Annotated in this window: 18 protein-coding genes, 1 tRNA gene and 1 pseudogene; 5 read left to right on the top strand and 15 right to left on the bottom strand. The window is 69.8% G+C overall.

Going from position 1 to position 22,096, the window contains the following annotated elements:
- Positions 1 to 45: 45 nt before the first annotated feature.
- From araA to WBK31_RS03765, 12 genes and pseudogenes are all read right to left on the bottom strand, one after another.
- The gene (gene araA, locus WBK31_RS03820; protein ID WP_364067081.1) at positions 46 to 1,506 is read right to left on the bottom strand and encodes an L-arabinose isomerase; all 1,461 of its coding nucleotides are present in this window, start codon (positions 1,504 to 1,506) and stop codon (positions 46 to 48) included.
- Positions 1,503 to 2,174: an L-ribulose-5-phosphate 4-epimerase gene (locus tag WBK31_RS03815; protein ID WP_364067083.1), complete on the bottom strand. Its 672-nt coding sequence runs from the start codon at positions 2,172 to 2,174 to the stop codon at positions 1,503 to 1,505. Before WBK31_RS03815 ends, araA begins: the two co-directional genes overlap by 4 nt.
- Positions 2,171 to 3,819, bottom strand: a pseudogene (gene araB, locus WBK31_RS03810) (ribulokinase). The gene WBK31_RS03815 and the pseudogene araB overlap by 4 nt, the downstream one beginning before the upstream one ends.
- A gap of 25 nt (positions 3,820 to 3,844) precedes the next feature.
- Positions 3,845 to 4,858 (bottom strand): LacI family DNA-binding transcriptional regulator, encoded by a 1,014-nt coding sequence (locus tag WBK31_RS03805; RefSeq protein ID WP_378784674.1) that lies wholly within the window; start codon positions 4,856 to 4,858, stop codon positions 3,845 to 3,847.
- A 75-nt stretch (positions 4,859 to 4,933) separates the two neighbouring features.
- Complete coding sequence (gene mmsB / locus WBK31_RS03800; RefSeq protein ID WP_406674330.1) at positions 4,934 to 6,202, bottom strand: multiple monosaccharide ABC transporter permease; 1,269 nt, start codon at positions 6,200 to 6,202, stop codon at positions 4,934 to 4,936.
- Positions 6,203 to 6,207: 5 nt separating this feature from the next.
- Positions 6,208 to 7,737 carry a multiple monosaccharide ABC transporter ATP-binding protein gene (mmsA, locus tag WBK31_RS03795; protein WP_364067091.1) on the bottom strand — a complete coding sequence of 510 codons (1,530 nt, stop codon included), beginning with the start codon at positions 7,735 to 7,737 and terminating at the stop codon, positions 6,208 to 6,210.
- A 67-nt stretch (positions 7,738 to 7,804) separates the two neighbouring features.
- Entirely contained in the window at positions 7,805 to 8,914 is a 1,110-nt protein-coding gene (gene chvE, locus WBK31_RS03790) for a multiple monosaccharide ABC transporter substrate-binding protein (RefSeq protein WP_364067092.1), read from the bottom strand.
- A 272-nt stretch (positions 8,915 to 9,186) separates the two neighbouring features.
- The gene (gene yjfF, locus WBK31_RS03785) at positions 9,187 to 10,173 is read right to left on the bottom strand and encodes a galactofuranose ABC transporter, permease protein YjfF (protein ID WP_378790133.1); all 987 of its coding nucleotides are present in this window, start codon (positions 10,171 to 10,173) and stop codon (positions 9,187 to 9,189) included.
- A 5-nt stretch (positions 10,174 to 10,178) separates the two neighbouring features.
- Positions 10,179 to 11,219: an ABC transporter permease gene (locus tag WBK31_RS03780; RefSeq protein ID WP_364067096.1), complete on the bottom strand. Its 1,041-nt coding sequence runs from the start codon at positions 11,217 to 11,219 to the stop codon at positions 10,179 to 10,181.
- Complete coding sequence (locus tag WBK31_RS03775; protein ID WP_364067098.1) at positions 11,216 to 12,727, bottom strand: sugar ABC transporter ATP-binding protein; 1,512 nt, start codon at positions 12,725 to 12,727, stop codon at positions 11,216 to 11,218. The genes WBK31_RS03780 and WBK31_RS03775 overlap by 4 nt, the downstream gene beginning before the upstream one ends.
- Positions 12,728 to 12,825: 98 nt before the next feature.
- A complete protein-coding gene (locus WBK31_RS03770) occupies positions 12,826 to 13,821 on the bottom strand; it encodes an ABC transporter substrate-binding protein (RefSeq protein WP_378784676.1) in 996 nt (331 codons plus the stop codon).
- A gap of 76 nt (positions 13,822 to 13,897) precedes the next feature.
- Positions 13,898 to 14,905: a LacI family DNA-binding transcriptional regulator gene (locus WBK31_RS03765; protein ID WP_406675443.1), complete on the bottom strand. Its 1,008-nt coding sequence runs from the start codon at positions 14,903 to 14,905 to the stop codon at positions 13,898 to 13,900.
- Between the two features lie 229 nt (positions 14,906 to 15,134).
- Here WBK31_RS03765 and WBK31_RS03760 point away from each other — a divergent pair, with 229 nt between their 5' ends.
- A complete protein-coding gene (locus WBK31_RS03760) occupies positions 15,135 to 18,539 on the top strand; it encodes an alpha-L-arabinofuranosidase C-terminal domain-containing protein (protein ID WP_406674329.1) in 3,405 nt (1,134 codons plus the stop codon).
- Between the two features lie 39 nt (positions 18,540 to 18,578).
- On the opposite strand, the gene WBK31_RS03755 is transcribed toward WBK31_RS03760, so the two are convergent.
- Positions 18,579 to 19,337, bottom strand: a complete 759-nt coding sequence (locus WBK31_RS03755; protein WP_406674328.1) for a metallophosphoesterase — start codon at positions 19,335 to 19,337, stop codon at positions 18,579 to 18,581.
- 159 nt (positions 19,338 to 19,496) lie between these two features.
- Between WBK31_RS03755 and WBK31_RS03750 the strand changes: the two genes are divergently transcribed.
- Entirely contained in the window at positions 19,497 to 19,700 is a 204-nt protein-coding gene (locus tag WBK31_RS03750) for a DUF4236 domain-containing protein (protein ID WP_378784679.1), read from the top strand.
- A gap of 92 nt (positions 19,701 to 19,792) precedes the next feature.
- Here the strand turns inward: WBK31_RS03750 and WBK31_RS03745 are convergent, their stop codons facing one another.
- Positions 19,793 to 20,446, bottom strand: coding sequence for a hypothetical protein (locus WBK31_RS03745; protein WP_406674327.1), 654 nt, complete (start codon positions 20,444 to 20,446; stop codon positions 19,793 to 19,795).
- Between the two features lies 1 nt (position 20,447).
- Here WBK31_RS03745 and WBK31_RS03740 point away from each other — a divergent pair, with 1 nt between their 5' ends.
- Positions 20,448 to 20,696 carry a VOC family protein gene (locus tag WBK31_RS03740; RefSeq protein ID WP_364067110.1) on the top strand — a complete coding sequence of 83 codons (249 nt, stop codon included), beginning with the start codon at positions 20,448 to 20,450 and terminating at the stop codon, positions 20,694 to 20,696.
- On the top strand, positions 20,660 to 20,848 hold the full coding sequence (locus WBK31_RS03735; RefSeq protein ID WP_364067112.1) for a hypothetical protein: 189 nt from the start codon (positions 20,660 to 20,662) through the stop codon (positions 20,846 to 20,848). The genes WBK31_RS03740 and WBK31_RS03735 overlap by 37 nt, the downstream gene beginning before the upstream one ends.
- Positions 20,849 to 20,899: 51 nt before the next feature.
- Here the strand turns inward: WBK31_RS03735 and WBK31_RS03730 are convergent.
- Positions 20,900 to 20,972: transfer RNA gene (locus tag WBK31_RS03730), tRNA-Ala, on the bottom strand.
- 74 nt (positions 20,973 to 21,046) lie between these two features.
- Between WBK31_RS03730 and WBK31_RS03725 the strand changes: the two genes are divergently transcribed.
- Complete coding sequence (locus WBK31_RS03725; RefSeq protein WP_378784681.1) at positions 21,047 to 21,940, top strand: RNA polymerase sigma-70 factor; 894 nt, start codon at positions 21,047 to 21,049, stop codon at positions 21,938 to 21,940.
- Positions 21,941 to 22,096 lie beyond the last annotated feature (156 nt).

Below are 22,096 nucleotides of genomic sequence, written 5' to 3'. Positions count from 1 at the left end.
GTCCCCGCGCCGGGCCTGCGAGCCCGGCGCGGGAACCCGCCGGGCTCACAGGCCCTGGGCCAGCCGGTAGTACGCCTGGTTCCAGCGCAGCTCCTTGGCGAACCGCTCGGTCGTGGTGTCGGCGTCGATGATCACCAGCTCCACGCCCAGCATGTCGGCCAGGTCCGTCAGCTCCTCGCGGCCCACCGCCTTCGACAGCACCGTGTGGTGCGGGCCGCCCGCGGTCAGCCACGACTCGGTGGAGGTGCGCAGGTTCGGGCGCGGGCTCCACACCGCGCGCGCCACCGGCAGCTTGGGCAGCGGCTGCGGCGGGGCGACCACGTCGATCTCGTTGGCCACCAGCCGGAACCTGTCGCCCATGTCGGCCAGGCCCACCACGATGGCCGGGCCGGGCTCGGCGTCGAAGACCAGCCGCACCGGGTCCTCGCGGTTGCCGATGCCGAGCGGGTGGATCTCGCACGACGGCGTGTCCGCCGCGATCGACGGGCAGACCTCCAGCATGTGGGCGCCCAGGATCAGCTCCTGGCCCGGCGTCAGGTTGTAGGTGTAGTCCTCCATGAAGGAGGTGCCGCCCTTGCCGCCGGTCATGGCCTTCAGCGTCCGCACCAGCACCGAGGTCTTCCAGTCGCCCTCGCCGCCGAAGCCGTAGCCGTCGGCCATCAGCCGCTGCACGGCCAGGCCGGGGAGCTGGCGCAGCCCGCCGAGGTCCTCGAAGTTCGTGGTGAACGCCTTGTAGCCGCCCGCCTCCAGGAAGCCGCGCAGGCCCAGCTCGATCCTGGCCGCGTAGCGCAGCGACTCGTTGCGCTCGCCGAGCAGCTCCGGCACGACGCGGTACTGCTCCTCGTACTCCTTGACGAGCGCGGTCACCTCGGCGTCGGAGGCGGCGTCCACGGCCTCGACCAGGTCGTTGACGCCGTAGGTGTTGACCGAGACGCCGAAGCGGAGCTGCGCCTCGACCTTGTCGCCCTCGGTCACCGCCACGTCGCGCATGTTGTCGCCGAAGCGGACCAGCTTCAGCGTGCGCAGCTCGGCGAGGCCCGTCGCGGCCCGGTGCCAGGCGAGGATGCGCTCGCCCACCGCAGGGTCGCTGACGTGCCCTGCCACCGTCTTGCGCGGCACGCCGAGGCGCGTCTGGACGAACCCGAACTCACGGTCGCCGTGTGCGGCCTGGTTGAGGTTCATGAAGTCCATGTCGATGGTGGCCCACGGCAGCTCGACGTTGGCCTGCGTGTGCAGGTGCAGCAGCGGCTTGCGCAGCGCGTCCAGCCCGGCGATCCACATCTTCGCCGGGGAGAACGTGTGCATCCACGCGATCACGCCGGCGCAGTCGTCGTCGGCGTTGGCCTCCAGCATCACCCGCCGGATGGCCGCCGCGTCGGTCAGGACGGGCTTCCACTCCACCGGCAGGGGAAGCTGCTCGGCGATGCGCCGGGACTGCTCGGCCACCTGGCGCAGCGTGTCCTCGCCGTACAGCCCCTGGCTGCCGGTCAGAAACCAGATTGTCAACGCGGGCTCCTCTGTCCGTAGACGTTCTGATAGCGGTCGTAGAGGCGGTCGATGTCGTCCTGCGCGATGGGCAGCGGGTCGCCGAGCTGGCGGGCGATGTGCACCGTACGGGCCACGTCCTCGCACATCACGGCGGCCTTCACGGCGGCCTTGGCGTCCTTGCCGATGCTGAACACCCCGTGGTTCTGCATGAGCACGGCCTTGGAGCGGTGGCCCTTGAGCGTCTCGACGATGCCCTTGCCGATGGAGTCGTCGCCGATGAGCGCGAACGGCCCGACCGGGATCTCGCCGCCGAACTCGTCGGCCATCGCGGTCAGCACGCACGGGATGGCCTCGCCGCGGGCGGCCCAGGCCGAGGCGTACGTGGAGTGGGTGTGCACGACGCCGCCCACGTCGGGCATGTTGCGGTAGACGTAGGCGTGCGCGGCGGTGTCGCTGGACGGCGAGTGCTCGCCCTCGACGAGGTTGCCGTCCAGGTCGCACACGACCATGTTGTCCGGGGTCAGCTCGTCGTAGGAAACGCCTGACGGTTTGATGACGAAGAGGTCCTCACCCGGCACGCGGCCCGACACGTTGCCGGCCGTCCACACCACCAGGTTGTAGCGGACCAGCTCGGCGTGCAGGTCCGCGACCGTCTTGCGGAGAGTGGTCACATCGGGGGAAGTCATGCGCTTGCCTCGTTCCTGATCGCGCGCAGCGTGTGCAGCATCCGTCCGTCGGCGAAGAAGTCGTGCAGCCTGCGGTATTCGGCGTAGAGCCGGTCGTAGGCGTCGGCGCGGTCCGGGTCGGGCTCGTAGGCCCGCTCGGTGCGCTTGCCCATCGCCGCGGCGGCCTCCTCGATGGAGGGGTAGGCGCCGGCGGCGACCGCGGCGTGGATGGCCGAGCCGAGCGCGGGGCCCTGGTCGGAGCCGATGACCGACAGGGGGCGGCGCAGCACGTCGGCGTAGACCTGCATGAGGAAGGAGTTCTTCAGCAGCCCGCCGGCCACCACGAACTCCTCGACCGGCACGCCGGACTGCTCGAACGTCTCGACGATCATCCGCGCGCCGTAGGCGGTGGACTCGATGAGCGCCCGGTAGACGTCCTCGGGCTTGGTGGCCAGGGTCTGGCCGACGATCACGCCGGACAGGTTGTGGTCGACCAGCACCGAGCGGTTGCCGCCGAACCAGTCGAGCGCGACCAGCCCGTGCTGGCCGACGGCCTGCTTCTCGGCCAGCGCGGTCAGCTCGTCGTGGCCTTCGGTGCCGAAGTTCTCCACGAACCAGGCGAAGATGTCGCCGACCGCGGACTGCCCGGCCTCATAGCCCCACAGCCCCGGCACGATGCCGTCCTGGACGACACCGCACATGCCGGGCACCTCGGCCAGCCGGTCGCTCGGCATGATGTGGCAGGTGGAGGTGCCCATGATGGCGACCATCTGGCCGGGCCTGACGGCGTCGGCGGCGGCCGCGGTGACGTGGGCGTCCACGTTGCCGACGGCGACGGCCGCGCCCTCGGGGATGCCGGTCCACTCGGCCGCCTGCGCGGTGAGCCGCCGGCCAGGCCGCCCAGCGGGGCCAGCGTGACGCCGTTCACGTCGTCGCCGACCTGGCCAGTGGCGAGCTTGTCGGTGAAGTCGGCGAAGCCCGGGTTCAGCTCGGCCAGGAACTCCCGCGACGGGTAGCTGCCGTCCTGGAAGATGCCCTTGTAGCCGACCGTGCAGATGTTGCGGCTCTCCACGCCGGTGAGCTGCCAGATGATCCAGTCGGCGGCCTCGATCCAGCGCTCGGCCCTGGCGTAGACCTCGGGGGCCTCCTCCAGCACCTGCAGCGCCTTGGCGAACTCCCACTCCGAAGAGATCTTGCCGCCGTAGCGGGGCAGCCAGCTCTCGCCGCGCCGTGCGGCCAGCTCGTTGATGCGGTCGGCGTGCGGCTGCGCGGCGTGGTGCTTCCACAGCTTGGGCCAGGCGTGCGGCACCTCCGGCGTCTCGAAGCACAGCGGCGTGCCGTCCGCCGTGGTCGGCAACACGGTGCAGGCGGTGAAATCGGTGCCGATGCCGATGATGTCGGCGGCCGGCACGCCCGCGGCGGCGATCGCCTGCGGCACCGCGTTCTTGATCACGTCGAGCCAGTCCTGCGGCGACTGCAGCGCCCAGTCGGGGCCGAGGCGCACGTCGGTGCCGGGCAGGGTCTGCTCGATGACGCGGTGCGCGTACTCGTGGACGGCGCTGCCCAGCTCGGCGCCGTCGCTGACGCGTACGACGACGGCACGTCCTGACAACGTGCCGAAGTCCACTCCGACGACGTACTTGTTAGCGTTCACATTGAACTCCAGGGGTTTCCGGGGGCATGCCCATCATCTACCGGACAGGGGCGGTGCTGGCCCGCACCACGAAGCTCGGCCGCACGACCAGCCGCTCGAACGCGGCCGGCCCCGCCTCGATCTGCCGCAGCAGCACCTCGATGCAGTGGCGCCCCACCACGTCGAAGTCCTGCCTGACCGTGGTGAGCGGCGGCGAGAAGAACTCGGACTCGGGGATGTCGTCGAAGCCGACCACGCTCATCTGCTCCGGCACCCGCACTCCCTTCTCGGACAGGGCGCGCAGCACGCCGAGCGCCATCTGGTCGTTGGCCGCGAACACGGCGGTCACGCCGTCCATGCCGGCCAGGCTCTTGCCGGCCTCGTCGCCGGCGCGCGGGCTCCAGTCACCGGCCAGCGGCTCGGGCACCGGGCGGCCCGCCTCCTCCAGCGCCGAGCGCCAGCCCTCGATGCGGCCCTCGGTCTCCAACCAGTCCTGCGGGCCTGCCACGTGCCAGACCGTCTCGTGGCCCAGCTCCAGCAGATGGCGGGTGGCGAGCCTGGCGCCCTCGGCCTGGTCGATGCAGACCACCGACACATCGGTGCTGTGCGTGCCCTCGACCGCGACCGCGGGCATGCCGGCGGGCAGGTTCTCCAGGGCGCGCCCGGCCGAGCGCTGCGGCGCCACCACCACGACGCCGTCCACGCCCTGCTCGGCGAGGTAGTCGATGGCGTCGCCGACGCTCGCGGTGTCGATCGACTTCAGGCTGACGATGCTGACGAAGTAGCCGGCGGTCCTCGCCGCCTGCTCGATGCCGTAGATGGTGCTGGCCGGGCCGTACAGGGTGGTGTCGAAGCTGACCACGCCCAGGGTGCGCGAGCGCTTGGTGACCAGGGCGCGGGCGGCGAGGTTGCGGCGGTAGCCCAGCCGGCTGATCGCCGCCTCCACGCGGGCGCGGGTGTCCGGCCGGACGTTGGGATGGTCGTTGAGCACCCGGGAGACCGTCTGGTGCGACACGCCCGCCTCCCTGGCCACGTCGGCCATGACCGGCACGCGACGCTTGGGGGTCGTCACGGTCTCTCCTTTCGCTCGGGGGGATCTTACTCAGGGGAGCCCGCGTGATCTTGGTGGCGGGCTCCCCATGAGCTCTCAGCGTCCTGCGGCACCCGCCCTGCGCTTGGTCCAGACGTCGAACGCGACGGCCGCGAGCAGCACCGCGCCCTTGACGAGCATGACCCGCTCGCTCGGGGAGCCGATCAGCGACATGCCGTTGTTGATGACCGCCATGATCAGGCCGCCGGTGATGGCGCCGACCACCTTGCCGACGCCGCCTTGCACGGCCGCGCCGCCGATGAACGCCGCGGCGATCGCGTCGAGCTCGAAGCTGTTGCCCGCGGTCGGGCCCGCCTGGTCGAGCCGGCCGGCGAAGATGATGCCGGCGATGGCCGACAGCACGCCCATGTTCACGAAGATCCAGAACACGACGGACTTGACCTTCACGCCGGACATGATCGCGGCCTGGAGGTTGCCGCCGATGGCGTAGATCTGCCGGCCGAAGACCGTGCGGTTGGCCATCAGCGAGTAGCCCAGCACGAGGATCGCCAGCAGCACGAGCACCCACGGCAGGTTCTTGAACCGGGCGAGCTGCACCACCAGGAACAGGATGATCGCGGCGCCCGCCGCCATCTTCAGCACGAACAGCGCCATGGGCTCGACGGCCTGGCCGTAACCCTTGCGCGCGCTCCTGGTGCGCCACTGCGCGGCGACCATGCCGGCGATCGCGACGATGCCGATGAGCAGGCTGAACAGGTCGGCGCCGCCGAGCGGGCCGAGGCCGATGTTGCCGAGGTAGCCGTCGGTGAAGCCGTTGGCCAGCGTACGGACCTGGTCGGGGAACGGCCCGATGCCCTGGTTGCCGAGGACGGTCAGCGTCAGCGCGCGGAACAGCAGCATGCCGGCCAGCGTCACGATGAACGCCGGGATCCCGAAGTACGCGATCCAGTAGCCCTGCCAGGCTCCGATGAGCGCGCCCGCCACCAGCGTGGCGAGCAGGGCCAGCGGCCACGGCCAGCCCATGTTGACCATGAGCACCGCGGCCAGAGCTCCCGTGACCGCCACCACCGAGCCGACCGACAGGTCGATGTGCCCGGCGATGATGATCAGGATCATCCCGATCGCGAGGATCAGGACGTAGGAGTTCTGGACGATGATGTTGGAGATGTTCTGCGGCTGGAGCAGCGCGCCGTCGGTGAGCACCGAGAACAGCACGATGATGAGCGCGAAGGCGATGTAGATGCCGCTCGATCGCAGGTTGAGCGATACGCCGCCGAGCGACACCCGGCCCGGCTGCCTGGGCGCCTTTCCTCCTTCGCCCGCGGCTCCGGCCTCACGCAGGCCGGTGGGCGTGATGCTGCTCATGGGAGCTACTCCTGTCCCTTGGTCATGAGATACATGAGGCTTTCCTGGGTGGCCTCCTGGCGGGGCACCTCTCCGGTGATGCGTCCTTCGGAGAGCGTGTAGATGCGGTCGCACAGGCCGAGCAGCTCGGGCAGCTCAGAGGAGATCACCAGAATGGCCTTGCCCTGGTCGGCCAGCCTGTTGATGATCGTGTAGATCTCGTACTTGGCGCCGACGTCGATGCCCCGGGTGGGCTCGTCGAGGATGAGCACGTCCGGCTCGGTCATGATCCACTTCGACAGCACGACCTTCTGCTGGTTGCCGCCGCTGAGCTGGCCCACGATGCTGTCCACACTCGGGGCCTTGATGTTCATGCTCTTGTGGAACTCCTCGGCGACCCGGTACTCCTCGTTCTCGTTCACCCAGCCGCGCTTGGCCAGGCTCTTGAGCCCGGCGGCGCTGATGTTGGTCTTGATGTCCTGGATGAGGTTGAGCCCGTAGCGCTTGCGGTCCTCGGAGGCGTAGGCGATGCCGTGGCTGATCGCGTCCTGGACGTTGCGGATCTCGACCGGCTTGCCGTCTTTGAAGATCTTGCCGGAGATGTGCACCCCGTACGTGCGGCCGAAGACGCTCATCGCCAGCTCGGTGCGCCCGGCGCCCATGAGCCCCGCGAGCCCGACGATCTCGCCGCGCCGCAGCATGAGCGAGGCGCCGTCGACCACCTTGCGGTCCGGCTGGGCCGGGCTGTAGACCGTCCAGTCCTCGATGCGCAGCGCCTCGTCGCCGATCTTCGGCTCGTGCGGCGGGAAGCGGTTGTCGAGCGCGCGGCCCACCATGCCCGCGATGATGCGGTCCTCGGTGACGTTGTCGGTGGCCATGTCCAGCGTCTCGATCGTGCGCCCGTCGCGGATGATCGTGACGGAGTCGGCGATCGCGATCACCTCGTTGAGCTTGTGCGAGATGATCACGCAGGTGATGCCCTCGTCGCGCAGCCCGCGCAGCAGGTCCAGCAGGTGGGCCGAGTCGTCGTCGTTGAGCGCCGCGGTGGGCTCGTCGAGGATGAGCAGCTTCACCTTCTTCGACAGCGCCTTGGCGATCTCGACGAGCTGCTGCTTGCCCACGCCGATGTCGGAGATCGTCGTGGTCGGGTTCTCGCGCAGGCCGACCCGCTTCATCAGCTCGGCGGCCTCGTAGTTGGTGCGGTTCCAGTCGATGAAGCCGCGGGTGGCGCGCTCGTTGCCGAGGAAGATGTTCTCGGCGATCGACAGCTGCGGGCTGAGCGCCAGCTCCTGGTGGATGATGACGATGCCGGCGTGCTCGCTGTCGCGGATGCCGCCGAACTCGCAGCGCTTGCCCTCGAAGGTGATCTCGCCCTCGTAGGTGCCGTGCGGGTAGACGCCCGACAGCACCTTCATCAGCGTCGACTTGCCGGCGCCGTTCTCGCCGCAGATGGCGTGGATCTCACCCCTGCGCACCGACAGGTTGACGTCCTGGAGCGCTTTGACGCCCGGGAACGTCTTGGTGATCCCGCTCATCTGCAAGATGTGCTCGGTCATATGCCCCTCGCGTTCAGGGATACCGCCCCGGGGACGTCATCGAGACGCCGTCCCGGGGCACGGTCCCTTACTTGAGCTGGTCCTCGGTGTAGTAGCCGCTGCCGACGATGACGTCCTTGTAGTTGCTCTTGTCGACGATCACCGGGTCGAGCAGGTACGAGGGCACGACCTTGTTGCCGTTGTCGTAGTCCTTGGTGTTGTTCACCTCGGGCTGCTGGCCCTTGAGCACGGCGTCGGCCATCTTGACCGTCTGCTCGGCGAGCTTGCGGGTGTCCTTGAAGATCGTGGAGTACTGCTCGTCGGCGATGATCGACTTCACCGACTGCAGCTCGGCGTCCTGGCCGGTCACGATCGGGTACGGCTTGCTGTAGCCGGAGCTCTTCAGCGCCGACAGGATGCCGATGGACAGGCCGTCGTACGGCGAGAGCACGCCGTCGACCTTGGTGCCGCCGGTGTAGGTGCTGGTGATGATGTCCTCCATGCGCTTCTGCGCCGTGGCGGGGTCCCACCGCAGGATGGCGGCCTGCTTGAAGTCGGTCTGGCCGCTCTTGACCACCAGCGTGCCGTCGTCGATCTTCGGCTGGAGCACCGACATCGCGCCGTTCCAGAAGAACGTGGCGTTGTTGTCGTCGGGCGAGCCGGCGAAGAGCTCGACGTTGAACGGGCCCTTCTTGCCGTCCTCGACGCCGAGGCCCTTGAGCAGCGACGTCGCCTGCTGCACGCCGACCTTGAAGTTGTCGAAGGTCGCGTAGTAGTCGACGTTCGGGCTGTTGCGGATCAGCCGGTCGTAGGCGATGACCGGGATGTTGGCGTCGGCCGCCTGCTGGAGCTGCGAAGTGATGGCCGTACCGTCGATCGAGGCGATGATCAGGAGCTTGGCGCCCTTGGTGATCTGGTTCTCGATCTGGTTGGCCTGCGTCGGGATGTCGTTCTCCGCGTACTGGAGGTCGACCTTGTAACCGAGCTGCTCGAGCTGCTTCTTGACGTTGTCACCGTCGTGGATCCAGCGCTCGGATGACTTGGTGGGCATCGTGACGCCGATCAGGGCGCCCGCGTTGCCGGCGGCGGCCGAAGCCGATGTCTCGGCGTCGATGGTCTTCGTGCTCGATCCACACGCCGTCATGGTCGCGGCGAGCGCGATGGCCGACACCACGCCCCCGATTCGTCCCAACCTCATGAGTGTCCCTTTCCATGGGGGTCGCGGCAGCGCTGGAACGCGGCTGCTGCCGGATAAAGTAAGGAGATCCGTCCGTAGAACCGGACGAATCACAACAAAGCACACACCTGCTTCGCCCGATTGTTATCGCTAACAACGACCATGTCAACGCCCGGGCATAACCTGATGGTAACTTTCCAGTCGATTGCGCGAGCCGCCCGCCTCCCCTCTGACCAGGCGTGACACCCGTCGGAGCGGGCAAATGGGCAGGTTTCTTACCGGTTACCAGCGTTTCACCTCCGCGTCCGCACCGAGAACAGCCGCTGCAGGAGGATGAAGACGAAGAGCAGTGCGCCGATGACGATCTTCGTCCACCACGACGACAGCGTCCCTTCGAAGCTCAGAATCGTCTGGATCAGGCCGAGCACGAGCACGCCGAGCACCGTCCCCAGCAGGAACCCGCTGCCGCCCGTCAGCAGCGTGCCGCCGATGACCACCGCCGCGATCGCGTCGAGCTCCATGCCCGCGGCGTGCTGCCCGTAACCGGAGAGCATGTAGAACGTCAGCAGCACCCCGCCCAGGGCCGAGCAGAACCCGCTGATCGTGTAGACCATGATCTTCGTACGGCCCACCGGCAGCCCCATGAGGATCGCCGACTGCTCGTTGCCGCCCGTCGCGTAGACCGACCGGCCGAAGCGGGTGTAGTGCAGCACGTACGCCGCCACCGCGACCACCACGGCAGCGATCACCACGCTCGGCGAGATCCACAGATCGGCGAACAGATCGATCCTGGCCTGCGCGAACGCCGTGAACGTGGCGTCGCGGATGGGGATCGAGTCGGTGCCGATCGTGTAGCACAGGCCCCGCGCCAGGAACATGCCCGCCAGCGTCACGATGAACGGCTGGATGTCGAAGGCCTGCACGATGTACCCCATCACCAGCCCGAGCCCCGAGCCGATGAGCAGCACCAGCGGCACCACCAGGTACGGCGGCCACCCGGGCCCCTCCATGAGGCTGGCCGCGATCATCGTCGACAGCGCCACCACCGAGCCGACCGACAGGTCGATGCCGCCGGTCAGGATCACGAACGTCATCCCGACGGCCACCACCAGCAGGAACGCGTTGTCGATGAAGACGTTCAAGATGACCTGCCCGTGGGCGAAGCCCTCGTAGCGGATGCCGCCCGCCACGAACATCGCCACGAACAGGCAGCCGGTCACCAGGACCGGCAGGTACTTCGACGGCACGGACACCCGCCCGAGCGCCGCCGTCCCGCTCATCGTGCTCATGACCTCACTCCGTCCGGCGCGCTCGTCTCCTCCTGTGCGGCTGGGGCCGGGACCGGGGGCGGCGCCGCACGCCCGCGCCCTCGCCCGCGCAGCACCTTCGCACGGAACGACGGCGACTGGATGAGGCAGACCGCCGTCACCACCAGCGCCTTGAACAGCAGCGTCGTCTCCGGCGGCACGCCGATCGAGTAGATCGTGGTGGTCAGCGACTGGATGATGAGCGCGCCCAGCACGGTGCCGCCGAGCGAGAAGCGCCCGCCGGCCAGCGAGGTGCCGCCGATCACCACGGCCAGGATCGCGTCGAGCTCGATCCACAGGCCGGCGTTGTTGCCGTCGGCGCTGGAGACGTTCGAGCTGATCATCAGGCCGGCGACGCCCGCGCACAGGGCGGCGAAGGCGTAGACCATGACGATGATCCCGCGCGACCTGATGCCGGCGAGCCTGCTCGCCTCGGCGTTGCCGCCCACCGACTCGATGAGCACGCCCAGCGCCAGCCTCCTCGTCAGAAACGCGGTGATGGCCAGCACGACCGCCACGATGATGATGCCGGACGGCAGGGCCAGCCAGTAGCCGGCGCCGATCTCCTTGTACGCCGGGCTGTTGACGGTGATGATCTGCCCGTCGGTGATGAGCTGGGCGAGCCCGCGCCCGGCCACCATGAGGATCAGCGTGGCGATGATCGGCTGGATGCCGATGCCGGCCACCAGGAACCCGTTCCACAGCCCGAGCACCAGGCACAGGCCGAGCGCCAGCGCAACGGCGGTGAACACGCTCGCGTCCCCGCTGATCAGCAGGCAGGCCAGCGCGCCCGAGATCGCCACCACCGAGCCCACCGACAGGTCGATGCCGCCGGTCGCGATGACCAGCGTCATGCCGAGCGCGACCAGGATGAGCGGCGCGCCGAAGCGCAGGATGTCGATGAGGCTGCCGTAGAGGTGGCCGTCCTTGACCTCGATCGAGAAGAAGCCGGGCGTGAAGAACACGTTCAGCGCCAGCAGCGCGATGAGCACCGCGATCGGCCAGATCAGGCGTCTCATGAGGTCCGCCCTCCGCTCGCGATCGTCTCCATCAGCACGTCGGTGGTCAGGCCGGCGTCGTTGGGCAGCTCGGCCACCAGCCGCCGGTCGCGCAGCACCTCGACCTTGTGGCTGAGCCGCAGCACCTCCTCAAGCTCGGCCGAGATGAACAGCACCGCCATCCCGCCGCCGGACAGCTCGGCCACCAGGCGCTGGATCTCGGTCTTCGCGCCGACGTCGATGCCGCGGGTGGGCTCGTCCAGGATGAGCAGCCTGGGCTCCAGGATCAGCCACCTGGCCAGCACCACCTTCTGCTGGTTGCCGCCGCTGAGGTCGCGTACCAGGTGGTCGGGGTTGGGCGGGCTGATCTTGAGCGCCTCGATGTACTTCCTGACCAGCTCGTCCTGCTGGTCGCGGGGCACCGGCCTGGTCCAGCCCCGGGTGGCCTGGAGCGCGAGGATGATGTTCTCGCGCACGGTGAGGTCGGGGATCAGCCCGTCGGCCTTGCGGTTCTCCGAGCAGAAGGCGATCTTGTGGTTCATCGCCGCGCGCGGCGTGCGCAGCGAGGCGGGCCTGCCGCCGATCGCGATCTCGCCGGTGCTCGCGTGGTCCGCGCCGAACAGCAGCCGGGCGATCTCCGTACGGCCGGAGCCGAGCAGCCCGGCCAGCCCCACCACCTCTCCCTCGTGGATGGTCAGGCTGAACGGCTCGATCGCCCCGGTGCGGCCGAGGTCGCGCGCCTCGACCAGCGGCCGCTCCGCCACCTCGGAGGCGCCGTGCAGCCGCTCCAGCGCGGCCAGCTCCTTGCCGATCATCTTCGCGACCAGCTCGACCTGCGGCAGCTCGCGGGTGGCGTACTCGCCGACCAGCCGGCCGTTGCGCAGGATCGTCATGCGGTCGGAGATCTCGTAGATCTGGTCGAGGAAGTGCGAGACGAACAGGATCGCGATGCCCTCGTCCTTCAGCCGCCGCATCACCCTGAACAGCTGCCGCACCTCGTCGGCGTCCAGGCTGGAGGTCGGCTCGTCCAGGATCAGCACCTTCGCGTCGATGTCGATGGCCCGCGCGATCGCCACCATCTGCTGCACGGCCAGCGAGTACGACGACAGCGGCGCGGCCACGTCGAGATCGAGCTCAAGGCGCGCCAGCAGCTCGCCCGCGCGGGCCCGCATGCGCCGCCAGTCGATGCGGCCCAGGCGGCGCGGCTCCCTGCCGAGCAGGATGTTCTCGGCGACGGACAGGTTCGTGCAGAGATTCACCTCCTGGTAGACCGTGCTGATGCCGGCCTGCTGCGCCTCCAGCGGGCTGCCGAACGCCACGGGCCTGCCGTCCAGCTCGATGGTGCCCGCGTCGGCGGCGTACACGCCGGTGAGCACCTTGATCAGGGTGGACTTGCCCGCTCCGTTCTCGCCCATCAGCGCGTGCACCTCGCCGGGCAGCAGCCGCAGGTTCACGCCGTCCAGGGCCGTCACCCCCGGAAACCTCTTGCCGATCCCGCTCATCGTCAGGACCGGCGCGGGTACGGCCATGTGCCTTTCCCCTTCCGTGGATTTTTCCGTGCATGAGGGGCGGCCCGGACGCCTGCGCCGGGCCGCCGCTCCTCGTCGTCACGCCCTGCGGCGCCCGGTCAGTACTGGCGGCTGGGCAGCGCTTCCTTGGCCTGTTCCTGGGTGAAGGTGGTCTCCTCGGTCACCACCCTGGGCGGCACCTGCTCGCCCGCCACGATCTTCTTGGCCAGGTCCATGAGCTGCGGGCCGAGCAGCGGCGAGCACTCGACGATGAAATTGATCTTGCCGTCGGCGAGCGCCTGCATGCCGTCGCGCACCGCGTCCACGGTGATGATCTTGATGTCCTCGCCGGGCTTCTTGCCCGCGCCCTCGATGGCCTCGATGGCGCCGAGCCCCATGTCGTCGTTGTGCGCGTAGAGGACGTCGATGTCCGGGTGGGCCTTCAGGAAGGCCTCCATGACCTCCTTGCCCTTGGCCCGGGTGAAGTCGCCGGTCTGCGAGGCGATGATCTTGAACTTGGGGTCCTTCCCGATGACCTCGGCGAAGCCGGCCTTGCGGTCGTTGGCCGGGGCCGAGCCGGTCGTGCCCTGCAGCTCGACGATGTTGACGGTCTCGTCGGAGTCCTTGTACTCCTCGACCAGCCACTGACCGGCCTTCCTGCCCTCCTCGACGAAGTCCGAGCCGAGGAAGGTCTTGTAGAGCGAGGTGTCCTGGGAGTCCACCGCGCGGTCGGTCAGGATGACCGGGATGTTCGCCCTCTTGGCCTCGTTCAGCACCGGGTCCCAGCCCGACTCCACCACCGGGGAGAAGGCGATGACGTCCACCCGCTGCTGGATGAACGAGCGGATCGCCTTGATCTGGTTCTCCTGTTTCTGCTGGGCGTCGGAGAACTTGAGCTCAATGCCCGCCGCCTGTGCCGCCTCCTGCACGGACTTGGTGTTGGCGGTACGCCAGCCGCTCTCCGCGCCGACCTGGGAGAAGCCCATGACGATCGCGTCGTCCTTCCCGCCACCGGCGCCTGCGTCGCCACCGGTGCCGCCGCCCTCGCTACCGCAGGACGTCACCGCGAGCGCGGTGAGCCCGGCGAGCATCAGCGCCGAGATCCTCTTGAACACGTGGGGGGTTTCCTTCCTGGTGTGAGCGCTAACACCCCGGCTGGGGGGGCAGCGCGTCCTGCCTTGCCGCGGCGGCTCAGGCCACGGGGGCCGTACTGGCCCTGGCCACGAACGAGGGCGGCACCACCAGCCGCTCCCGCCCGTCGTGGCCGTCTTCGAGCTGCCGTATCAGCACCTCGATGCCGTGCCTGCCCACCGCGTCGAAGTCCTGCCTGATGGTCGTGAGCGGCGGCGAGAAGTACGCCGACTCGGGGACGTCGTCGAAGCCGACCACGCTCACCTGCTCGGGCACTCTCACCCCCTGCTCGGTGAACGCCCGCAGCACGCCCAGCGCCATCTGGTCGTTGGCGACGAAGACCGCCGTGACGTTCCTCATGCGCGCCAGGCTGCGGCCCGCCTCGTATCCCGAGCGCGGGCTCCAGTCGCCGGCGAGCGGGCGCGGGACCTCCCGGCCCGCCTCCTCCAGCGCTGCCCGCCACCCGGCCAGGCGCCCCTCGGCCTCCAGCCAGTCGGAGGGGCCGCTGACGTGCCAGACCGTCTCGTGGCCGAGCGACAGCAGGTGCTCGGTGGCGAGCCTGCCGCCCGCGACCTGGTCGACGCAGACGACCGAGACGTCACCGGCCTGTCCGCCGCCGGCCTCGCCCCCGATCGCTCCCTCGACCGCGACGGCGGGCATGCCGGGCGGCAGGTCGGCCAGTGCCTCGGCGGCCGAGCGCTGCGGCGCGACCACCACGGCGCCGTCCACGCCCTGCTCGGCCAGGTAGTCGAGGGCGTCGCGGACGCCGGCCCGGTCGATCGAGGTGAGGCTGACGACGCTGACGAAGTAGCCGGCCGCCCTGGCCGCCTGCTCGATGCCGTAGACGGTGCTGGCCGGGCCGTACAGGGTGGTGTCGAAGCTGACCACGCCGAGCGTCCTCGAGTGCTTGGTGACCAGGGCGCGGGCGACGAGGTTGCGGCGGTAGCCGAGCTTGTCGATGGCCTGGAGCACCCGCGTACGGGTCTCGCTGCGGACGTTCGGATGGCCGTTGAGCACGCGCGAAACCGTCTGATGCGACACGCCGGCCTCCTTGGCCACGTCGGCCATGACCGGCGGGCGGCGCCCCAGGGTGGATCTCACAGCCGTGCTCCTTTCCTGGCTTGGCCCCGACTGTGAACGCTCACAATCACTCCCGTCAAGGGCTCGCCGGATTACGGTCGGGTTACACAGCCGCCTCTTGACGCCCCTGGTCGGACGTCCTTAACTAATCGCCGATCGCAGTTGTTAACGCTCACTTATGTGTTAACGCTAACAACCCATGAGGAGCCCCCCGCTCATGTCGCGCATCGCCCTGTCGGCCCTGCTCGTGGCCGCCTCCCTGGTCGCACCGGCCCGCGCCCCGGCCGATCCCGCCCCCGATCCGATCCCCGACGGCGCGATCGTGGACGAGTTCGACGGCACCACGCTCGGGCCCGACTGGAGCGTGCTCTCCCCCGACGACTCCCGCTGGAGCCTGTCCGGCGGCGCGTTACGCCTCGACACCTCGACCGGCGACACGCACCAGGCCACCAACAACGCCAGGAACCTGTTCCTCGTGGACGTCCCCGACGGCGACTTCGAGGTGGTGACCAAGCTCAGCGCCCCCGTGGCGCTCGACTACCAGAGCGCGGGCCTGCTGGCCTGGCAGGACTGGGACAACTACGTGCGCGCGGGCCTCGCCCACGTGGGCTTCGCGGGCGGCCCGGTGATCGAGACGGCCACCGAGGTCGGGGCGGCCTTCACCGCGCAGTTCGCGGCCAGGCCCGGCTCAAGCGCGGAGATACTCAAGCTGGCCAGGACCGGCGACGAGTTCGTCTCCTCGTACTGGGACGGCTCCGCCTGGGTGCAGGCGGCGAAGATGACCGCCCGGCTGTCGGTCGGGCAGGTCGGGCTGTTCGGGTTCTCGGCCCAGAACGGCACCTCCATGCGGGTGGGCTTCGAATACTTCGCGATCAAGGCGGCTCCCGGCCGGGCGGTGGTGCCGGAGGGGACGTTCACGCTGCGGGCTCCGGCGCTGCCGTACCTGAGCGCGGACCGCTCGGGCACGGTGCGCGCCTCGGCGTCGGCGGACATGACGAGCCTCGCCTTCACCGCCGAGCCGAGCGGCGACGGCGTGAAGCTCAAGGAGTCCGGCGGCACGTATCTGGAGGCCGCGGCCAAGCTGCGGCTGAGCGGGAAGGGCTCGGTCTTCCGGCTCACCGACGCGGGCGGCGGCAAGGTCAGGCTCGCCTCGGGCGATCAGGCCGTCGCCGTCAAGGGCGGCGCGCTCGTGATGGCGGCGCCCGGTGAGGCCGCGAAGTTCCGGATCGAGCGCTACAGCACGGGCGAGCTCACCGTGGACACCCGGGCCAAGGGCACCAAGGTCAGCCCCGACCTGTACGGCGTCTTCTACGAGGACATCAACCACGCCGCCGACGGCGGCCTGTACGCCGAGCTGGTGCAGAACCGCTCGTTCGAGTTCAATTCCATCGACGAGCCCGGCTACACGGGCCTGACCGCCTGGAGCAAGGCAGAGCGCGGCGCCACCGCCACGCTGACCGTCTCCGGCGAAGAGCCGCTCAACTCCAACAACCGCAACTACCTGCGGCTCGACGTGACCGGCGGGGGCACGGCCGGGGTGAGCAACGCCGGGTTCAACCGCGGCGTGCCGCTGAAGGCCGGCGAGCGCTACGACCTGTCGCTGTGGGCCAGGCGGGCCGAGCCCGCCACGCTCACGGTGACGGTCGAGGACGGCACGAAGGTGCTGGGCCGGGCCACTGTGCGCGTCAAGGCGGGCGGCTGGGCCAAGTACCGCGCGTCGTTCACCGCCTCGGCCACCACCGACGCCGGGCGGCTCGTCGTCCAGGCGCCCGCCGGGCGCACCGACCTCGACATGGTCTCGCTGTTCCCGCGCAAGACGTTCAAGGGGCACGGGATGCGCGCCGACCTGGCCGAGCTGATCGCCGATCTCAAGCCGAGCTTCCTGCGCTTCCCCGGCGGCTGTGTGACGAACGTCGGCACCTACGACCCGTACGCGGAGACCGGCGACCGGCGCCGCATCTACCAGTGGAAGGAGACGATCGGCCCGGTCGAGGAGCGGCCCACCAACTTCAACTTCTGGGGCTACAACCAGAGCTACGGCATCGGCTACTACGAGTACTTCCAGTTCGCCGAGGACATCGGGGCCAAGCCGCTGCCGGTGCTGTCGGTGGGCGTGAACGGCTGCGGCGAGAACCGCCCGCTGACCGACGAGGCCAAGCTGGCCCGCTGGGTGCAGGACACGCTCGACCTGATCGAGTTCGCCAACGGCCCCGTCACCTCCACCTGGGGCAAGAAGCGGGCCGAGATGGGGCATCCGAAGCCCTTCGGCCTTGAGTACATCGGGCTCGGCAACGAGGAGATCTACGAGGAGTTCTTCACCAACTATCCGAAGTTCGCCGATGCCATCAGGGCGAAGCATCCGGAAATTAAGATCATCTCGAACGCCGGGCAGACCTCGCAGGGCGCCTGGTTCGACCGGATGTGGCAGTTCGCCCGCGACCAGAAGGCCGACCTGGTCGACGAGCACTACTACAACAACCCCGACTGGTTCCTCGCCAACAACCGCCGCTACGACTCCTACGACCGCGAGGGGCCGAAGGTGTTCGTGGGCGAGTACGCCTCCCGGGGCAACACCTTCTACAACGCGCTCAGCGAGGCGTCGTACCTGACGGGCATCGAGCGCAACTCCGACGTGGTCCGGCTCGCGTCGTACGCGCCGCTGCTCGCCAACGTGGACTATGTGGACTGGACGCCCGACCTCATCTGGTTCGACAACGACGAGGCGTACGGCTCGCCCAGCTACCACGTGCAGCGGCTGTTCTCCACGAACGTCGGTGACCGGATCGTGCCCAGCAGGTTCGAGGGCGAGCCCAGGCCGGTCGAGGACATCAAGGGCGCCGTCGGGCTGGGCGCGTGGAACACCGCCGTCCGCTACGACGACGTCAAGGTCACCGCGGCCGACGGCACCGTGCTGCTGGATGACGACTTCTCGGCGGGCGCGGACCGCTGGTCGCCCGGCCTCGGCACCTGGGCCGTCGAGGACGGCGCGTACGTGCAGACCGCCCAAGTCGAGGACGCCCGCTCCACGGCGGGCTCGGCCGACTGGTCGAACTACACGATCGAGGTGACGGCACGCAAGACCGCCGGGGCCGAGGGCTTCCTGCTCATGTTCGGGGTCCGCGACAGCGGCAACTTCTACTGGTGGAACGTCGGCGGCTGGAACAACACCCAGTCCGCCGTCGAGAAGGCCGTGGGCGGCGGTAAGTCGTCGATCGCCACGTCGCCGACCACCGTCGAGACCGGCCGCGACTACCGGCTGAAGGTGCAGGTCAGCGGGCGCACGATCACGACCTGGCTGGACGGCGAGAAGATCAACGAGTTCGTCGACGACTCCCGGGTCGAGCCGCTGTACCAGGTGGTCTCCAGGGACGGGAAGACGATCACGCTCAAGGTCGTCAACGCCCAGGACGGCGCCGTACGCGCGAGCGTGGACCTCGGCACGGCCCGGCTGCGCCCGTCGGCCACCGTGACGTCGCTGACCGGAGAGCCGTCCGACGTCAACTCGATCTCCGACCCCGATCGCATCTCGCCGCGGCGGCAGCGGGTGAACGGCTTCTCCTCGGCCTTCACCTACGACTTCCCGGCGTACTCGGTGACGTTCATCGAGCTCAGCGAGCGGTGAGACCCGGCGGCGGGCCTCCGCACAGGCCCGCCGCCGCTCTCACGGCACGACGCGGTAGTGGGTGGTCACCCGGCCCGCGTTCTCATCGAAGACGTGGAAGGCGATCAGCGGCGGCAGCGCGTAGTCGATGCAGTCGTCGAAGGTCACCCCGCCCTCCCATGGCCACGTCAGCGTGGAGACCACGCCGCCGCCCACCAGCAGCGGCAGGCCCGCGAACGTGGTGACGGCGGCCGTGTGGGCGTGCCCCACCAGCACGGCGGGCACGTTCGGGTGCTCGGCGAGCAGCGCCTCAAGGCGGCCGGTCTCGTGCAGCCTGATGCCGTCGATGGCCGGGCCGTGCAGCTGGACCGGCGGGTGGTGGAAGGCCACGAACACCGGCAGCCCGCCACTGCCCGCCAGCACGCCGCCGAGCCAGCCGAGCGTCTCGTCGTCCAGGCGGCCCGCGTCCTCGCCGGGGATCGAGGAGTCGCACATCGCGTAGATCGCGTTCGGGGTGCGCAGCACCTGGTTGACCGGCCGGGTGCTCCGTTCCCCCTGATCGCCGAGCAGGACGCGGCGGAACTCGGCGCGCACGTCGTGGTTGCCGGGGCCGATCAGCACGGGGTGGCGGGAGGCGAGCAGCTTGGCGGCGGTCTCGTACTCCTCGGCGCGGCCGTGGTCGGCGATGTCGCCGGTGACGAGCACCGCGTCGAGCTCGCCCGGCAGCGCGTCCAGATACCGCATGACCGCCTCCGTACGGCTGACGGCCTCGGGAGTCGCGCCGATGTGGACGTCGCTCAGATGAGCGATCACGAACATGTCGATGACCCTTCGCCGGAACCTGCTCTCACCGTAGACCCGGGGTGCCGGCCGGGCCGAGGTCCACTTGCGCGCGCGAACGCCCGACCAGTCGGGCCGGGAACCCGGCCGCCGCGCCGGACGTTCTTCTGGCAGAGCGCATGACGGCGGAGGAGGCACATGGGCTGGCACTACAGCAAGTCGGTCAAACTCGGTCCGTTCCGGGTCGACCTCTCGCGACACGGCATCAGCAGCAGCTTCGGCGGGCGCCGCTTCCACGTCTCGGCCACGCCCGACGGCCGCCGCCACGTGTCGGTGCACCTGCCCGGCGGCTTCCACGTCGGCAAGTCGTTCGGCCGGCGCCGCCCGCGCCACTACTCCTGACCCTCGGCGGCCGTCCCGGCCGCTTGACATAGAAAACGGGCCGGAGGCTTCCACCTCCGGCCCTCTGCTTTCCCGCCGCGTTCAGGCCCTGCTCACCGCACGAGGGTTCTCGCCACGCCGGCGAGGTGCGCCACACCGGTCGCCCCGCTCAGGGGGTGTAGTGAGCCACCGGCTCCGCGCCTGCGTTGGCCTCCCCGCTCAGGAGGCGTAGCGGGCGACCAGCTCAGCGCCGATGCGCGCCAGCTCCGCCCTGACCTCATCGGGCCCCACCACCTCGGCCCGGCGCCCCACCCGGCGAGCTGCTCGGCGAGCGACAGGGCCATCGGCGCCGCCACCCGCACCCTGTCCCGCCCATCCTCCTCCTCGCCGAGGACCGTGCAGGTGGCGTCCCGCAGCACCCTGACCAGGCCGGGCGGCTCCTTGCCCACCGCGCCCCACGCGGCGGGATCGGCCACGACGGCGCTCGCCGCCGCCTCCGCCTCCTCCCTGAACGTCTCCGGCAACGCCCGCAGCAGCTTGCGCAGCGCGGACTTCACCTCGGGCGTCGCGTGCGCGGCCGGCCCGGCCAGCAGAAACAGCGCCTGCGCCTCCAAGGAGGACAATCCGCTTAGGTCGGTACGCGCCCCGCCCAGCAACCGCCACCCGCCGCCCCGGCCCGCCTGCGGATAGACGGGGACGCCCGCCGCCGGCAGCGCCTCCAGATCCCGGCGCGCGGTGGCCACCGACACGCTCCGCGGAATCGCCACTTTGACGTTCTGGGCCGCCGACCTGGAGGCGGCGCAGTCCTGGTACACCGAGTTCCTCGGCATCGAGCCGTACTACCACCGGCCCGGATACGTCGAGTTCCGCCTGGGCGACTACCAGCACGAGTTCGGCATCATCGACGCCCGCTACGCCCACCTTGCGCCGCAGGGCCCGGCACGACCGACCGGCCCGCGGACGCCATCGCGTACTGGCACGTGGACGATCTGGAGGCCACGGTGGAGCGGCTGCTGAGCATGGGCGCCAAGGAGCACCGGGCGATCAGAGAGCAGGGCGACGGCTCGGGCTTCGTGACGGCGTCGGTGGTCGACCCGTGGGGCAATGTGCTCGGCGCCATGCGCAACCCGCACTACCTGGCCGTGCTCGACGAGCTCTCCGCACGCTGAACGACCGGGAGATGCGAAAAGCCTCGCCGGACGGCGAGGCTTTCGATCGGGTGGAGCTATGGGGATTCGAACCCCAGACCTCCTCCATGCCATGGAGGCGCGCTACCAACTGCGCTATAGCCCCTTGCGATCCACAACTATAACGGAGGTTCGGAGCCCTCGTGTCACGTCGCGGTTCCGTGATACGTCTTAGGGTTCATGCCGACCTTCGAGGAGCACCGTGGCCTGCTGATGTCCGTCGCCTATCGCATCCTGGGCAGCGTGACGGACGCCGAGGACGTCGTCCAGGAGGCGTGGCTGCGCTGGTCCGGAGCCGATCGGGCGGACATCGCCGACCCCAAGGCGTACCTCGTCACGGTGACCTCGCGGCTGGCCATCGACCGGCTGCGGCAGGCGAAGACGCGGCGGGAGTCGTACGTGGGCCCGTGGCTGCCCGAGCCGATCAGCACCGGACCCGACGCCGCCGAGCACGCCGAGCTGGCCGACTCCGTCGAGCTGGCGCTGCTGGTGGTGCTGGAGACGCTGACACCCCTTGAGCGGGCGGTCTTCGTGCTGCGCGAGGCGTTCGACCTGCCGTTCGCGGAGATCGCGGAGATCGTCGGGCGCAGCGAGCCCGCCGTCAGGCAGCTCGCCCGCAGGGCCCGCGACCACGTACGCGAGCGGCGGCCCCGCTACGACGTCGACCGGGACGAGCGGCGGCGCATCACCGAGCGCTTCTTCGACGCGGCGATGGAGGGCGACCTGGACGGGCTCATCTCGCTGCTGTCGGACCAGGTGGCGATGGTCAGCGACGGCGGCGGCAAGGCCAAGGCGGCGCTGCGGGTCATCACCGGGTCCGGCAACGTCAGCCGTTTCCTGCTGTCCATCAAGACCCCGGCGAACATCGCCAGGTTCATGGCCTCGGTCGGCCAGGCGGCCGGGGCGGAGGTGTCGTACGACATCCAGGCGATCAACGGCGCGCCCGCCCTGGTGATGTCGGCAGGCGGGCGGGTCGTCGGCGTGCTCTCGCTCGTCGTCGTGGACGGCCGGATCGAGACGATCTACGTGATGGCCAACCCCGACAAACTCGCCCACCTCAGCCCCGCCGTCTAACCGCCCGCCGCCCATCATGCGGGCGGCGCTATGAGGGCGTGACCCGACTCCGCCGCACTCGATCAGGCGGCACGCCGGGGCGGCCGGGCGGTAGAGCGCGCGGTCAGCGGCCCGGCGGGCGGTCAGCGGCCCGGCGGGCGGTCAGCGGCCCGGCGG

This window comes from Nonomuraea sp. N2-4H, assembly GCF_045291505.1.
GTDB lineage: Bacteria > Actinomycetota > Actinomycetes > Streptosporangiales > Streptosporangiaceae > Nonomuraea > Nonomuraea fastidiosa.
The sequence above is the reverse complement of the archived record's forward strand: the minus strand, read 5'-3'. Positions and strand labels throughout refer to the sequence as shown.

Bases quoted from the DNA above. Each gene is read 5' to 3' on its own strand.
- mmsB (WP_406674330.1), bottom strand. From the start codon at position 6,202: ATGAGCAGCATCACGCCCACCGGCCTGCGTGAGGCCGGAGCCGCGGGC.
- WBK31_RS03760 (WP_406674329.1), top strand. From the start codon at position 15,135: ATGTCGCGCATCGCCCTGTCGGCCCTGCTCGTGGCCGCCTCCCTGGTC.
- WBK31_RS03755 (WP_406674328.1), bottom strand. From the start codon at position 19,337: ATGTTCGTGATCGCTCATCTGAGCGACGTCCACATCGGCGCGACTCCC.
- mmsA (WP_364067091.1), bottom strand. From the start codon at position 7,737: ATGACCGAGCACATCTTGCAGATGAGCGGGATCACCAAGACGTTCCCG.
- WBK31_RS03780 (WP_364067096.1), bottom strand. From the start codon at position 11,219: ATGAGACGCCTGATCTGGCCGATCGCGGTGCTCATCGCGCTGCTGGCG.
- WBK31_RS03725 (WP_378784681.1), top strand. From the start codon at position 21,047: ATGCCGACCTTCGAGGAGCACCGTGGCCTGCTGATGTCCGTCGCCTAT.
- WBK31_RS03765 (WP_406675443.1), bottom strand. From the start codon at position 14,905: ATGGCCGACGTGGCCAAGGAGGCCGGCGTGTCGCATCAGACGGTTTCG.
- chvE (WP_364067092.1), bottom strand. From the start codon at position 8,914: ATGAGGTTGGGACGAATCGGGGGCGTGGTGTCGGCCATCGCGCTCGCC.
- yjfF (WP_378790133.1), bottom strand. From the start codon at position 10,173: ATGAGCGGGACGGCGGCGCTCGGGCGGGTGTCCGTGCCGTCGAAGTAC.
- WBK31_RS03815 (WP_364067083.1), bottom strand. From the start codon at position 2,174: ATGACTTCCCCCGATGTGACCACTCTCCGCAAGACGGTCGCGGACCTG.
- WBK31_RS03775 (WP_364067098.1), bottom strand. From the start codon at position 12,727: ATGGCCGTACCCGCGCCGGTCCTGACGATGAGCGGGATCGGCAAGAGG.
- WBK31_RS03750 (WP_378784679.1), top strand. From the start codon at position 19,497: ATGGGCTGGCACTACAGCAAGTCGGTCAAACTCGGTCCGTTCCGGGTC.